This window comes from Yersinia proxima (genome assembly GCF_902170785.1).
Lineage (GTDB): Bacteria > Pseudomonadota > Gammaproteobacteria > Enterobacterales > Enterobacteriaceae > Yersinia > Yersinia proxima.
Map to the genome: position 1 here is coordinate 105042 of NZ_CABHYG010000017.1, position 13350 is coordinate 118391.

Genomic DNA, 13350 nt, shown 5'->3' on the forward strand with positions numbered 1-13350 from the left:
AAAACCCATTACATGCCGCGCGCGCCTGTAGGCGGCACACTGGCCGCATGAATATTCTTATTGCTGGCCTCACACGCCTATTGGCTAACATTATCCGCATTGGCATTGTCTCAGACGTCGACCTTGCTAACGGATTGTGCCGGGTCAAAATCGGTAACCTTGAAACCGATTGGCTCAATTGGTTAACGCTACGCGCCGGTCGGGTAAGTTTTTGGTCTGCGCCATCGGTGGGTGAACAAGTGATGGTACTCAGTATCGGCGGTGAACTCACCACCGGTTTTGTGCTGCCCGCCATCTTTTCAGATGCCAATCCAGCGCCGTCACAATCGCCTGACGCCATCGTGATCACTTTTCCCGATGGTGCGCGTTTTGAGTATGAGCCGGAAACCAGCCACTTAGCCGTAACCGGAATAGCCACTGCGGTGATTGAGGCCAGCGAGTCAGTCACTGTCACTGCCCCCAATATTACCTGTACTGCCTCGGTCAAAATCACACTGGATACTCCCGAAGTGGAGTGCACCCAGCATCTGACTACCGCCACTTTACAAGTAAAAAAGGGCGGCACAATGGGCGGAGATATCACGCATTCCGGCGGCCAGTTCTCATCTAATGGGGTGGTGGTTGATAAGCATAACCACGGCGGAGTGCAGCACGGTGGAAGCTGGACGGAGGGGATTAAGTGACAACTGATAAGTATATCGGCATGAACCGCAACAGCGGTTTAAACATCGAAGATATTGACCATATTCGCCAGTCAATCAGCGACATTCTGACCACGCCGCAAGGCACGCGGGTGATGCGCCGTGATTATGGCTCGCTGTTATCCACTCTGATCGACCAGCCACAAAACCCCGCTTTACGTCTCAAAATGATGGCGGCGGTGTATGGCTCGGTGATGCGTTGGGAACCGCGTGTGACTTTAAATGCCATCAGTATCACCACCCAGATTGACGGCCAGATGATAGTGGATTTATCCGGTAGCCGCACCGATAGCGATAGCCGGTTGAGTTTGGCCGTACCACTAGGAGGCCAATAATGGCAATCATTGATTTAAGCCAGTTACCGGCCCCACTGGTGATTGAATCACTGGATTTTGACAGCCTGTTTGCCGTGCGCAAAGAGGCGTTTATTGCCTTATATCCGACTGACCAACAAGACGCGGTGCGCCTAACACTATCATTTGAGTCGGAACCCATTGTGAAGCTGTTGCAGGAAAGTACCTACCGTGAATTGCTGTTGCGTCAGCGTGTCAATGAGGGGGCGCAGGCGGTGATGGTGGCTCATGCTATCGGTAGCGATTTAGATCAGCTGGGCGCAAACAATGGCATTGCGCGACTGACCATCACGCCAGCCAATCCAGACGCCATCCCGCCGATTACCGCAGTGATGGAATCTGACGACGATTTTCGGGTGCGTATCCCGCAAGCCTTTGAGGGGTTGAGCGTGGCCGGGCCAACTGGCGCTTACGAATATCACGCCCGCAGCGCTGATGGCCGGATTGCTGACGCCTCCGCGATTAGTCCATCCCCCGCTTGCGTTACCGTCACCGTACTTTCACGCGAGGGCAACGGCATAGCCGCACAAGATTTATTGGATAAAGTTTTTACCGTGCTAAACGATGAGAACGTGCGGCCGGTGGCGGATCGGCTAACGGTTAATTCTGCCGCTATCGTGGAATATCAGATTGACGCCACGCTCTATTTTTATCCGGGGCCAGAAGCCGAACCGATCCGCGCCGCCGCCGAAGCCAGGCTAAACACCTATATCAGCACCCAACGCCGCTTAGGTCGCGATATTCGCCAATCTGCTATTTATGCTGCACTGCATGTTGAGGGGGTGCAACGGGTCGAGCTGGTCGCGCCGCTGGCAGATGTGGTGTTGGATAGAACGCAAGCCGCTCATTGCACCGGTTATAGCTTGACGGTGGGCGGCTCTGATGAATAAACGCTTATTGCCAGTTGGTTCTACCCTGCTGGAGATCGCCGCTGCGCAAGCCTGTGCCCGTATGGCGGATATTGAGGTGCCATTAAGCAAGCTGTGGAACGCCGACACTTGCCCGCTGGTATTGCTGCCATATTTAGCCTGGGCGTGGTCGGTGGATCGCTGGGATGAGCAGTGGCCGGAAGCCACTAAGCGCTCAGTGGTTAAAGCCGCTTACACCGTGCATAAACGCAAAGGCACCATTGGTGCTATTCGTCGCGTGGTTGAGCCGCTCGGTTATCTGATCAAGGTGATTGAGTGGTGGAAGACCAACGAAACCCCCGGCACCTTTCGCCTTGATGTGGGGGTGCTGGAAACCGGTATTACCGAAGAAATGTATCAGGAGCTGGAGCGGCTGATTGATGATGCTAAGCCGTGCAGCCGCCATCTGATCGGCCTGTCGATAAATCTCGATGTTAACGGCACGATCCCCATTAGTGCCGCCAGCTATGACGGTGATGAAATGACTATTTACCCCTATTTACCCGAAACTATTACCGTCAGCGGCCAGGGCTATTGCGGCGGTGTGGTGCATCTAATTGATGATATGAGAGTGAACCCATGACAGTGAAATATTTTGCGCTACTGACCAATTTGGGGGCGGCCAAGTTGGCAGATGCGGCCGCTCTCGGTACTCAATTGCAGATTACACAGATGGCGGTGGGGGATGGTGGTGGTGTATTACCCACACCTAACCCGGCACAAACTCAGCTTTTGGGTGAAAAACGCCGCGCTGCACTGAATTCATTAAGTATTGATGAGGCGAATAGTAGCCAGATTATCGCCGAGCAAGTGATCCCCGAAACGGACGGTGGTTGGTGGATACGTGAAGTTGGCCTATTCGATAAAGACGGCATTCTGATCGCCATTGCCAACTGCCCGGACACCTATAAACCACTGTTACAAGAGGGCAGTGGCCGCACGCAGACCGTGCGCATGGTGTTGATTGTCAGTAGTACCGAAGCGGTCACGCTGAAAATCGATCCGTCGGTAGTGCTGGCAACGCGTAAGTATGTGGATGATAGGGTGATTGAGGTAAAAGCCTATGCAGATGACCTGATGGTTAAACATCTGGCCGCTCCTGATCCCCATTCACAATACGCGCCGAAAGCCAGCCCCGCACTGACGGGTAAACCAACTGCCCCTACACCGGCTGCGGGAAATAATACCCAACAATTGGCGAATACCGCTTTTGTGCAAGCCGCCCTCACTGCTTTGGGTTTGGGAGATGCAGCTAAATTAAGCTCTGGTATCGCCGGAGGCGTTGCACTCTTTAACGATACGCTCCGCGTGGTTAATGACTTAATCGAAATTAAAAACAAAGGTGAAATCGCCAAAACTAACGCCAGAATTAATCTCGGTTGTGGAACGGTGGCGGTGAAAGATGTCGGAACGGGAGTGGGGCAAATACCCGACATGAATTCATTCACGTCTGGCACTGGCTGGGTGAAATATCCTGATGGCACCATTATCCAACGTGGGCGGGCGACCAGCTCCGATGCTGGTTATGCATTGGTAAATTTCCCTATTCCGTTTATCGCCGGATTTACATTGGCTTTATTACCAGTGAGTGCCGGAAATCCACCGGGTACGCGTTACTCAGCACATATGGGGCCGTTGGGTGACGGTAGGACAAACTTCTCATTTGCCATGTGGTTATTAAATTCAAACACCCTTGGCATTGTAGGTACTGATTACATCGCCATAGGAAAATAAAATGAAATATTTATTCAGTGATATTAAAAATCTATTTTTCCCTTACTCAAGCATGGAAGATTATAAACAAGCCGGAATGTGGCCCGAGTCTGGTGTAGATGTTGATGAGGATATATTTACACTTTACACAGGGGAGCCGCCAGTGGGTAAGGTGCGTGGCTCTGTTGATGGAGTGCCTGCCTGGGTAGATGCTTCCCCACAACAACCACTAACAGCCGATGAACTTGCAGCAAAAGCCCGTATTCACCGTGATGATTTTATTATTGCAACCGATCCCATGATGGTCAGTGATTACTCGATTGATGATATACCACTGACGGAAGCGCAACGCGCAGAACTCACCGCAACCCGCGCCGCGTATCGTTCGTGGCCAACACTGGAAAACTGGCCGCTGATTGAGTTACCAGAATTACTACAGTGGTTACTGATTGAAGCGGTGAATCAAGGTTATCGGGTGCCAGTCTGGCCGCCTGTCATCGAATAGCTTATAAACAATACTGTTAATGCGTGCCGTCCAAATAGATGTATAGTGATATTTATCATCCAGATAGCAGCAATAGGAGCTGTGATGTTCGGGCAAGATAAAACCGCTGGCACCATGATATGGTGGGAAAAAACTGTTGAATATTATTTCGTGGCTAAATATTTGAGTAAAACAGCCGCTATAGCCCCATTAGCTGGCAACCACGAGAAAGCCGGTGACAATATATTTACTCAGGGCAATAAGTGGGTATTAATTGAATTTAAAAGAAGTAAGGCCGACTTAGAATCCGAAAAAATAAAGTTTATTAATTATGAACAAGCTAAAAGCACGCTATCAGGCAATGATGATCATCATTTCCTGATTTATGGCGGCATGCTTAATCCAGGTGAATTTACACTCTGGGCGCAAACCTATTTCTCTGGTAGAACCGGTGTCTCCTTAAATGATGTTCTCAATAATGGTAAAAGCATAAGAGCTTTTATTATTTATATGGAAGCATTTATTGCCTTTAAAAAAGGTGGCAATCCTGGTGGTTCGGGAGGTCTGGGGCTAACGGATTATGCGCAGGTGGCTTGCGTCAATAAAGATGGGGATTTATGTGCCTGTATGTCTCTTGCTGAATTCCGGCAGTCATTAGGTGCAAAACCAACGCCTGACGCAAAATACGAAAGTGCCGCACCGGGTATGTAATCATCCTTATTTGTTTCTATAAATAGTGGTACTCATTACTTAATCAGTAATAGTGCCACCTTATCTTGTGCCACCGCTCACACAACCCCCATCAACTGCCCCGCGCGTAGTTATCCGGCATCATAGCGAATGAACGCTTAACCGGAGAAAACCGCATGTCTGCAACCGATTACCACCATGGTGTGCGCGTCATTGAAATTAACGAAGGCACTCGCCCGATCCGCACTGTCAGTACGGCGGTGGTCGGGATGGTATGTACCTCCGATGATGCTGACGCCACCCTGTTTCCACTCAATACCCCGGTATTGCTCACCGATGTGCTGGCCGCCAGCGGCAAGGCCGGTGAAACCGGTACCTTAGCCCATTCACTGGATGCTATCAGCGACCAAACCAAGCCACTCACTGTAGTTGTTCGTGTGGCACAGGGTGAAACCGAAGCTGAAACCACTTCCAATATTATTGGCGGAATAACACCCGATGGCCGTTATACCGGCATGAAAGCGCTGTTAGCCGCCCAGGGTAAGTTTGACGTCAAGCCGCGCATCTTGGGCGTGCCAGGGCATGACACCAAAGCAGTTGCCACTGAACTGCTTGCCATTGCTCAGAGCCTACGCGCTTTTGCCTACATCAGCGCCTATGGCTGTAAAACCAAAGAAGAGGCCATTATCTACCGTGATAACTTTAGCCAGCGCGAAGCGATGGTGATTTGGCCGGATTTCCTTAGTTGGGATACCGTCGCCAACGCCGAAACCACTGCTTACGCCACGGCCCGCGCCTTGGGGTTGCGCGCCAAGATTGATAATGATGTCGGCTGGCATAAAACACTGTCCAACGTCGGGGTGAATGGCGTCACTGGTATTAGCGCAGATGTGTTTTGGGATCTGCAAAACAGCGCCACCGATGCCAATTTACTCAACAGTAAAGACGTCACCACGTTGATCCGCAAAGATGGTTATCGCTTCTGGGGTTCCCGCTCTTGTTCTGATGATCCGCTGTTTGCCTTTGAGAACTACACCCGTACCGCTCAAGTGTTAGCTGACACCATGGCTGAGGCCCATATGTGGGCTAACGATAAGCCGCTTACCCCGTCACTGGCAAAAGACATTATTGAGGGTATTCGCGCCAAAATGCGCGAGCTGAAATCATTGGGCTATTTGATCGATGGCGATTGCTGGTACGACGATAGCGTGAACGATAAAGACACTCTCAAAGCGGGCCGCCTGTTTATTGATTACGACTATACGCCGGTACCGCCGCTGGAAGATTTAACCCTGCGCCAGCGCATTACTGATCGCTATCTGGCTAATTTCGCCGCCGCCGTTAATAGCTAAGGAGCTTAATTATGGCATTACCACGCAAACTTAAGTTCCTGAATGTATTCAATGACGGGAACAGCTATCAAGGGGTGGTTGAATCCATCACCTTGCCCAAATTAAACCGCAAATTTGAAGAGTTTCGCGGTGGCGGCATGAACGGCAGCGCTAAGGTCGATTTGGGGCTGGCTGACGGGGCGCTGGATGTTGACTGGACGCTGGGCGGTATTGAGTCCGAGATCTACAAGCAATGGGGCGTCACCAAGGTTGATGGTGTGTTACTGCGCTTTGCTGGCTCCTATCAGCGCGACGATACCGGCGAAACCCACGCGGTAGAAATTGTGATGCGCGGCCGTCATGAGGAAATTGATGGCGGCGACAGCAAGCAAGGTGATAACACCACCACCAAGATTTCCACCAAAAACAGCTATTACAAATTGACCTGGGACGGCGAAGTGCTGATCGAGGTCGATATTGTGAATATGGTCGAAATGGTCAACGGCGTCGATATGTTGGAAGCCCACCGCCGCAATATTGGCTTGTAACATCCCTCCATCAGAGAGTGGATGACGAGTCGCGATAGCCCAATCGATGGGGAAATGTTCCGTTCGGGTCGTAGCGGCTTAGGCCGCCGGAGCGCCCGTAGGAACAGTCGCCCCGTCGCACTCGCGGGCAAGCCTCCTAACTTTTAATCGGATAATTATTATGAAAAAAGACACGACTGAACCCCAATTTAATGTAATTACTCTGGATGTGCCTATTGTCCGGGGTAATACCACCATCACCGAAGTTACGGTGAATAAACCCACCGCTGGCGCATTACGCGGGGCCAAGTTGCAAGCGCTGTTAGATACCGATGTTGACGCGCTGATCCGTGTATTACCTCGCATCACTACCCCTAATCTGACCGTGCCAGAAATCAGCAATCTTGATCCAGCAGATATTTACGCGCTGTCTCAGGCGCTGGCGATTTTTTTCTTGCCGAACTCGGTCAAGTCAGACTACCTGAGTGCTTAACGGTTGACGATTTAGTTGCTGATATCGCGGTCACCTTTCACTGGCCGCCATCCGCCACCGATCCAATGACTATTGGCGAGCTTTTAGAGTGGCGACATAAGGCCATTATCCGTAACGGGGGCAATGATGAGTGATAAGAACCTCCGCTTGCAGGTTTCTTTAAGTGCCATTGATAAAGTTACCAAGCCATTTAAATCTATGTTGGCCAGCAATAAAACGCTGGCCGCATCTATTAAAAATTCCAAACAAGAATTAAAACAACTCAATAGCCAGGCGGCTAACATTGAGGGTTTTCGTAAGAATAAAGCGGCGGTTAATGGTGCCGCTCAGGCGCTGGCCGCTGCCCGTGATAAAGCGCGTCAGCTTGCCAGCGAACTAAAAAACAGTGCTGCACCGACCGCGAAGCAAACCAGAGAGTTTAAACGCGCCAGCGAAGCCGCCGCCAAACTAAAACAAAAATACAATGACTTACGCACCGCGCTACATACCCAGCGTAGCGCATTGCAAAATAGCGGTATTGCCACTAACCGATTAGGTCAGGCACAGCGATCCCTTAAAGCCAATATCACCAGCACCACCGCCGCACTGACCGCACAACAGCGCCGGTTAGAACAGCAAGCCCAGCAGCAACAGCGACTTAGTGCCGCCCGTAACCGCTTTGATAACAGCAATCAGCGCAAAGCCATTGCCGCCGGACTGGGTTACACCTCGCTCTCCACTGGTCGCGCCATGGGCCGTGGAATAGCCGGAGCGCTGCATGTGGGCTATGAGTTTGACGGTATGATGAGTAAAACCCAAGCCGTGACCCGCATTCCTGATAAAAACGCCGCGGATATGCAGGCGATGCGCCATCAGGCCCGCACCTTGCCGCTCTCTTCTAAATTTACCGATCTGGAAGTGGCGCAAGGGCAATATTTCCTGGGTCGCACCGGTTATAGCCCGAAACAGGTATTAGGCGCGATGCCGGGTATGCTGAATTTGGCAGCAGCCGGTGATATTGATCTCGGTACTACCGCCGATATCGCGTCTAATATTCAAACCGCCATGGGGATTCCGGCGGAGAAGATGGATCGGGTGGCCGATGTGCTGACGGCGTTATTCACCCGCAATAACGTGGATATCCCGATGCTGGGCGAGTCTATGAAATATTCCGCTGGCGTTGGGCGCGAATACGGCCAGAGCCTGGAAACTGTCGCAGCCTCTACTGCCATGCTGGGCAGCGCCGGTATTCAGGGCAGTCAGGCCGGTACCACCATGCGCAGTATTTTAAGTCGCATTGGTAACTCTAAAGCGGTCAGCGATTTAGGGGTTAAGACCGCCGATAAGAACGGCAATATGCGCGATTTGGTGGATATCCTCAAAGATATCAGTGATAAAACCGCCAAAATGGGCAACGTTGAACGCGGGGCTATCTTTAAAAATATTGCCGGACAATATGCTGTCACCGGTTTTGGTGTGTTGATGCACGCTGCCGGTAATGGCTCGTTAGATAAGATGCGTGGTAAGCCCGGTGAATATGATGGTGAAGCGGCGCGGGTAGCGTCAACCATGCTGGATAATCTCAAAGGTGATATGACCATTCTGCACGCGGCGATGGAAAATATCAGTGTTGAATTATTTGAGAAAAATAATGATTGGTTGCGCTCTGCCGCCAAAGGGATCAGCGAGTTTATGCACGGTGTGGCTGAATTCCTGAAAGCACACCCGCAGGTCAGTACCGCGATAGTGAAAATAGGTACCGTAGTGGCTATCACTACCGCCGCATTTGGTGCGCTGGCGATTGCCGCCGTGGGTATTTTAGGGCCATTCGCGCTACTGCGCTTCACCACCTCGGTATTAGGTATCCGCTTACTGCCGCGCCTGTCGTTTGGTATGTCTAAACTGGCGAGTACCACCCCCATCACTACCCAACAGATCGGCCACTTTAGCCGCTCACTGCTTACCCTGTCTAAAAATGGTGGTCAGTCGGCGATTGCCACCCTTAAAGGGCTGGGTAATGGTCTGGTTAACGTGGTGCGTTCGCCGGTTAAATCCGGTATCAGCGGTTTTAAAATGTTGGGTAATGCCGTGAGCTGGCTGGCTAAATCCCCGCTTAAATTCCTGCGTTTTGCCCTTGGCGGTTTAGGGGGCATGTTCGGGATATTAATCAGCCCGATAGGCCTGATTGGTGCGGCTATCGCGGGTGCTGGCCTGTTGATTTACAAGTATTGGCAGCCGATTAAGGCGTTTCTCGGTGGCGTGGTGGAGGGCTTTATGCAAGCCGCCGCCCCGATTAGAGAAGCGTTGAAACCGCTGGGGCCGGTGTTTGACTGGATTGGTGATGCGGTAAAAAACGTGTGGAACTGGTTTAAAAAATTACTGGAACCGGTGCAATCAACCACCGCCAATTTAAACAGCGCTGCCGATGCCGGTAAATCTTTCGGTCAGTTTCTGGCCGATGGTATCAGCTTTGCCATGACTCCCCTTAATGCGCTGATTTCATCCATTAAGTGGGTATTGGAAAAGCTGAATGAGGTGAAGCAGCGATCCGAGAAAACCCGCGAACTGGCACAAGCTAATCCGGCGGTAGCCGCTGCCGCTGGCAACTACGGCATTACCTGGAAGCCCGCGCCAAAGGGCAATAGCGCCGCTGATATCGCGGCGAAATATACCGGTGAATATGATAACGGCGGTGACATCCCGTTGGGTAAATTTGGTGTAGTAGGGGAGCATGGCCCGGAAATTATTAACGGCCCGGCGCACGTCACCGGCCGCCGTAATACTGCCGCTATGGCGGTTGCCGCTTCCATGTTATTCAGTGGCTATCAGGCCGCTGCCGCACCGCTGCATCCCTACAGTTTACCCGCGTCGCAGTATCGCAATCACAGCAGCGGCCAGCCAGGGAATCAGCAGCAAAATCAATCTACTAATAGCGCACCAATTATCAATATTTACCCCTTGCCGCAGCATGATGCGCAGGATATCGCCCGCGAGGTAGCCCGCCAATTAGCGGCTCATAACCGCCAGACGCAAAGTAAATTAAACCGCAGCTATCAAGACCATGACGACTAAGGAGCACTAACATGATGATGGCATTTGGGATGTTTGTTTTTATGCTGCAAACCGTCCCCTATCAAGATTTTCAGCATCAAATGGCATGGCGTCACCCGTCTGCGCGTATTGGCAAGCGGCCAGTGAGTCAATTTCTGGGGCCAGATGAAGAGTCTATTACGCTATCCGGCGTGTTATACCCTGAATTGACCGGCGGTAAAGTCTCGTTGATGGCGCTGCAACTGATGGCGGAAACCGGCAAGGCCTGGTCATTGATTGAGGGGAGCGGGGCGATCCACGGCATGTTTGTGATTGAGAGTCTGAGCCGTACCAAGAGTATATTTTTCAGTGATGGCTCGGCGCGTAAAATTGAATTTACGCTGACATTAAAACGCACCGATGAATCATTAAAAGAGATGTTTGGTGATTTATCCCAGCAATTTGACGATATCGCTACTCAAATATCGGACACCGCCAGCGGATTATTATCATGACGATGATAGATAGCCTGTTAAATAACGGTCATAACGCACCGGATTATTCTATTACCGTGGATGGCATTGATAAAAGTGGCGGCATTAAAAAGCGGTTGATGTCGTTAACTTTGACCGATAATCGGGGCTTTGAAGCGGATCAGCTTGATATTGAACTGGATGATTCAGACGGTAAATTAGTGCTGCCCCGTCGCGGAGCAAAAATAGCCGTTGCGCTAGGCTGGCAAGGGGCGGCGTTGGTTAATAAAGGCATATTCACCGTAGATGAAATAGAGCATAGCGGCGCACCGGATAAGCTGACGATTCGCGCCCGCAGTGCGGATTTTCGTGAAACGCTCAATATTCGCCGTGATCACTCTTATCATAAAACTACTATTGGCGGGATAATTAAAACCGTCGCCGAGCGCAATAAACTCACGCCAACGTTAAATAAAGTCATGGCTGATTTGGCGGTTGACCATATAGACCAAACCAACGAATCAGACGGCAACTTTATTACCCGACTGGCAAAACAATATGGCGCGATTGCCGCTGTGAAAAATGGCAATCTGTTATTTATCCGTCAGGGCCAGGCGAAAACCGCCAGCGGTAAACCGATTCCGGTGATGACTATTATTCGCAGCCTGGGTGACGGCCATCAATTTAATATGGCTGACCGGGGCGCTTATACCGGTGTGGTGGCGAACTGGCTGAATACCCGTACTACCGAAAAGCCGGTGGTTAAGGTAAAGCGTAAGCGAAAAAGCAAAGCAACCAATACCGCCAAACCCAAACAGCCAGAAGAGAAGCAGGGCGAATATTTGATTGGTACGGATGAAAATGTGCTGACTTTACGCACCACTTACGCCAGCAAACACAATGCACAGCGAGCGGCTAAATCGAATTGGGAACGGCTGCAACGCGGCGCGGCGAAATTCTCTATCCAACTGGCGAAAGGGCGCGCGGATCTCTATCCAGAAGTGCCAGTTAAAGTGAGCGGATTCAAAAAACAGATTGATGAAGCAGATTGGACGTTGGTGACTGTTACTCATTCCGTGAGTGACGGCGGTTTTACTACCGCGCTGGAATTAGAGGTGAAAATAGATGATTTGGATCTGGAATGATGATTTTTAATCAATAATCACGCATAATTCTCATTAACACCGGCCATAGCCGGGATGATGCCGGAGTCCGGATCATGTTCAATTGCCCTTTATGCCATAGCGCAGCCCATACCCGTAGTAGCAGCCAAATCACCATCGAAACCAAAGAGCGCTATCACCAGTGCATTAATGTGAATTGCGGCCATACCTTTGTGACGATGGAAAGTTTTATGCGTTCAATATCAAAGCCAGGCGAGATTAACCCGGTAATGCCTCACCCGCAAACTGGAGGGCAGGTGGTGATGTTCTGACGGCTGGAAATAAATTTATCTGCCTTGCTCTGATCCCGCTTTTGCGGGATTTTTTTCGCCTAAATCACTGCCAGACTATCCTGCTCAAAAAAGCTCCGCCGCCAAGGTGTCGCCATTCTGTCGCCACTTTTCAATTTTTGATAATCGCTAGACACAAAAAAACCGCCTCTCGGCGGTTAACGACATACTCATACTACTTTGTTTTACTTAGATTTGTTTCCATGGTGCCCGGGGCGGGACTTGAACCCGCACAGCCATAAGCCGAGGGATTTTAAATCCCTTGTGTCTACCGATTTCACCACCCGGGCTCTGGAAAACTGGAGGCGCGTCCCGGAGTCGAACCGAGGTAGACGGATTTGCAATCCGTAGCATGGCCACTCTGCCAACGCGCCTTATTCTTCTTTGCCTTACTACTGAGGTTCGCCTAAAGCCAACCTACTAATTTGGAGCGGGAAACGAGACTCGAACTCGCGACCCCGACCTTGGCAAGGTCGTGCTCTACCAACTGAGCTATTCCCGCAACATTAGAACTTACTGATTCTTTTGCTATCTTTCGACATTTCGTTGCTGCCGTCTGATGCGATGCATTCTACTTACCTGACGCGATGAGTCAATAAAATTATCTGACTAATTCGTTCGTTTGCTGCTTTTTCCGGCGCTTCGATCAAGGTTCGAGCAAATCTTTCCAGGCAGCGTTTAAATATTGAAACATTGACCAAAATGTCAGAACCGCTGCGATGTAGAGGAGAATAAAACTCGCCAGTTCAACATTATGATCTGGCCGCCAAAGTAGTCCAACTAATGAACCCATTTGAGCGGTTGTTTTGACTTTACCAACCCATGAGACCGCAACACTGCTACGCTTACCAATTTCGGCCATCCATTCACGGAGGGAAGAAATGATAATCTCACGAGCAATCATTGTTGCTGCTGGTAAAGTTATCCACCAAACATGGTAGTGCTCAGCAACCAAGACTAACGCAATGGCCACCATGACTTTATCCGCAACCGGGTCAAGGAAAGCACCAAAGCGGGTTGTTTGTTTCCAGCGCCGAGCTAAAAAACCATCAAACCAATCGGTTGCAGCTGCAAACACAAATATGATGGCACAAACCATCGGGGCCCAGACGAATGGCAGGTAAAACGCCAGAACGAAGAATGGGATGAGTACAACACGGAACAGGGTAAGCCAAGTCGGTATATTCAATTGCATAATGCTACGATAACTATCTG

The 13350-nt window shown here is 50.7% G+C and carries 16 protein-coding genes and 3 tRNA genes; 15 read left to right on the forward strand and 4 right to left on the reverse strand.

What is annotated here, in order from left to right:
• Positions 1-47: 47 nt before the first annotated feature.
• The 15 genes from FTB31_RS16655 to FTB31_RS16725 all read left to right on the forward strand — a co-directional run bounded on the left by FTB31_RS16655 (position 48) and on the right by FTB31_RS16725 (position 12117).
• On the forward strand, positions 48-683 hold the full coding sequence (locus FTB31_RS16655; RefSeq protein ID WP_227731622.1) for a phage baseplate assembly protein V: 636 nt from the start codon (positions 48-50) through the stop codon (positions 681-683).
• The gene (locus tag FTB31_RS16660; protein WP_227731623.1) at positions 680-1036 is read left to right on the forward strand and encodes a GPW/gp25 family protein; all 357 of its coding nucleotides are present in this window, start codon (positions 680-682) and stop codon (positions 1034-1036) included. The genes FTB31_RS16655 and FTB31_RS16660 overlap by 4 nt, the downstream gene beginning before the upstream one ends.
• On the forward strand, positions 1036-1944 hold the full coding sequence (locus FTB31_RS16665) for a baseplate assembly protein (protein ID WP_227731624.1): 909 nt from the start codon (positions 1036-1038) through the stop codon (positions 1942-1944). Before FTB31_RS16660 ends, FTB31_RS16665 begins: the two co-directional genes overlap by 1 nt.
• Positions 1937-2545: a phage tail protein I gene (locus FTB31_RS16670; protein WP_227731625.1), complete on the forward strand. Its 609-nt coding sequence runs from the start codon at positions 1937-1939 to the stop codon at positions 2543-2545. The genes FTB31_RS16665 and FTB31_RS16670 overlap by 8 nt, the downstream gene beginning before the upstream one ends.
• Entirely contained in the window at positions 2542-3696 is a 1155-nt protein-coding gene (locus FTB31_RS16675; RefSeq protein ID WP_227731626.1) for a phage tail protein, read from the forward strand. The genes FTB31_RS16670 and FTB31_RS16675 overlap by 4 nt, the downstream gene beginning before the upstream one ends.
• A 1-nt stretch (position 3697) precedes the next feature.
• A complete protein-coding gene (locus FTB31_RS16680) occupies positions 3698-4180 on the forward strand; it encodes a phage tail protein (RefSeq protein ID WP_227731627.1) in 483 nt (160 codons plus the stop codon).
• An 84-nt stretch (positions 4181-4264) separates the two neighbouring features.
• Complete coding sequence (locus FTB31_RS16685) at positions 4265-4870, forward strand: hypothetical protein (protein ID WP_227731628.1); 606 nt, start codon at positions 4265-4267, stop codon at positions 4868-4870.
• A 155-nt stretch (positions 4871-5025) separates the two neighbouring features.
• Complete coding sequence (locus tag FTB31_RS16690; RefSeq protein ID WP_227731629.1) at positions 5026-6201, forward strand: phage tail sheath protein; 1176 nt, start codon at positions 5026-5028, stop codon at positions 6199-6201.
• 11 nt (positions 6202-6212) lie between these two features.
• Positions 6213-6728 carry a phage major tail tube protein gene (locus tag FTB31_RS16695; RefSeq protein WP_227731630.1) on the forward strand — a complete coding sequence of 172 codons (516 nt, stop codon included), beginning with the start codon at positions 6213-6215 and terminating at the stop codon, positions 6726-6728.
• Between the two features lie 160 nt (positions 6729-6888).
• On the forward strand, positions 6889-7200 hold the full coding sequence (locus tag FTB31_RS16700; protein ID WP_049596255.1) for a phage tail assembly protein: 312 nt from the start codon (positions 6889-6891) through the stop codon (positions 7198-7200).
• 23 nt (positions 7201-7223) lie between these two features.
• Positions 7224-7334 carry a GpE family phage tail protein gene (locus FTB31_RS16705; protein ID WP_227731691.1) on the forward strand — a complete coding sequence of 37 codons (111 nt, stop codon included), beginning with the start codon at positions 7224-7226 and terminating at the stop codon, positions 7332-7334.
• Positions 7327-10251, forward strand: coding sequence for a phage tail tape measure protein (locus tag FTB31_RS16710; RefSeq protein ID WP_227731631.1), 2925 nt, complete (start codon positions 7327-7329; stop codon positions 10249-10251). Before FTB31_RS16705 ends, FTB31_RS16710 begins: the two co-directional genes overlap by 8 nt.
• Positions 10252-10262: 11 nt before the next feature.
• Positions 10263-10724, forward strand: a complete 462-nt coding sequence (locus FTB31_RS16715; protein WP_227731632.1) for a phage tail protein — start codon at positions 10263-10265, stop codon at positions 10722-10724.
• The gene (locus FTB31_RS16720) at positions 10721-11827 is read left to right on the forward strand and encodes a phage late control D family protein (RefSeq protein WP_227731633.1); all 1107 of its coding nucleotides are present in this window, start codon (positions 10721-10723) and stop codon (positions 11825-11827) included. Before FTB31_RS16715 ends, FTB31_RS16720 begins: the two co-directional genes overlap by 4 nt.
• Positions 11828-11901: 74 nt before the next feature.
• Complete coding sequence (locus FTB31_RS16725; RefSeq protein WP_004705487.1) at positions 11902-12117, forward strand: ogr/Delta-like zinc finger family protein; 216 nt, start codon at positions 11902-11904, stop codon at positions 12115-12117.
• A 222-nt stretch (positions 12118-12339) separates the two neighbouring features.
• Here the strand turns inward: FTB31_RS16725 and FTB31_RS16730 are convergent.
• The 4 genes from FTB31_RS16730 to pgsA all read right to left on the reverse strand — a co-directional run bounded on the left by FTB31_RS16730 (position 12340) and on the right by pgsA (position 13330).
• Positions 12340-12425: transfer RNA gene (locus FTB31_RS16730), tRNA-Leu, on the reverse strand.
• A gap of 10 nt (positions 12426-12435) precedes the next feature.
• A tRNA-Cys gene (locus tag FTB31_RS16735) sits at positions 12436-12509 on the reverse strand.
• A 52-nt stretch (positions 12510-12561) separates the two neighbouring features.
• Positions 12562-12637 (reverse strand) — tRNA-Gly (locus FTB31_RS16740).
• 144 nt (positions 12638-12781) lie between these two features.
• Positions 12782-13330: a CDP-diacylglycerol--glycerol-3-phosphate 3-phosphatidyltransferase gene (gene pgsA, locus FTB31_RS16745; RefSeq protein WP_050077509.1), complete on the reverse strand. Its 549-nt coding sequence runs from the start codon at positions 13328-13330 to the stop codon at positions 12782-12784.
• Positions 13331-13350 lie beyond the last annotated feature (20 nt).

Bases quoted from the DNA above. Each gene is read 5' to 3' on its own strand.
- FTB31_RS16655 (WP_227731622.1), top strand. From the start codon at position 48: ATGAATATTCTTATTGCTGGCCTCACACGCCTATTGGCTAACATTATC.
- FTB31_RS16665 (WP_227731624.1), top strand. From the start codon at position 1,036: ATGGCAATCATTGATTTAAGCCAGTTACCGGCCCCACTGGTGATTGAA.
- FTB31_RS16670 (WP_227731625.1), top strand. From the start codon at position 1,937: ATGAATAAACGCTTATTGCCAGTTGGTTCTACCCTGCTGGAGATCGCC.
- FTB31_RS16675 (WP_227731626.1), top strand. From the start codon at position 2,542: ATGACAGTGAAATATTTTGCGCTACTGACCAATTTGGGGGCGGCCAAG.
- FTB31_RS16680 (WP_227731627.1), top strand. From the start codon at position 3,698: ATGAAATATTTATTCAGTGATATTAAAAATCTATTTTTCCCTTACTCA.
- FTB31_RS16685 (WP_227731628.1), top strand. From the start codon at position 4,265: ATGTTCGGGCAAGATAAAACCGCTGGCACCATGATATGGTGGGAAAAA.
- FTB31_RS16690 (WP_227731629.1), top strand. From the start codon at position 5,026: ATGTCTGCAACCGATTACCACCATGGTGTGCGCGTCATTGAAATTAAC.
- FTB31_RS16695 (WP_227731630.1), top strand. From the start codon at position 6,213: ATGGCATTACCACGCAAACTTAAGTTCCTGAATGTATTCAATGACGGG.
- FTB31_RS16700 (WP_049596255.1), top strand. From the start codon at position 6,889: ATGAAAAAAGACACGACTGAACCCCAATTTAATGTAATTACTCTGGAT.
- FTB31_RS16710 (WP_227731631.1), top strand. From the start codon at position 7,327: ATGAGTGATAAGAACCTCCGCTTGCAGGTTTCTTTAAGTGCCATTGAT.
- FTB31_RS16715 (WP_227731632.1), top strand. From the start codon at position 10,263: ATGATGATGGCATTTGGGATGTTTGTTTTTATGCTGCAAACCGTCCCC.
- FTB31_RS16720 (WP_227731633.1), top strand. From the start codon at position 10,721: ATGACGATGATAGATAGCCTGTTAAATAACGGTCATAACGCACCGGAT.
- FTB31_RS16725 (WP_004705487.1), top strand. From the start codon at position 11,902: ATGTTCAATTGCCCTTTATGCCATAGCGCAGCCCATACCCGTAGTAGC.
- pgsA (WP_050077509.1), bottom strand. From the start codon at position 13,330: ATGCAATTGAATATACCGACTTGGCTTACCCTGTTCCGTGTTGTACTC.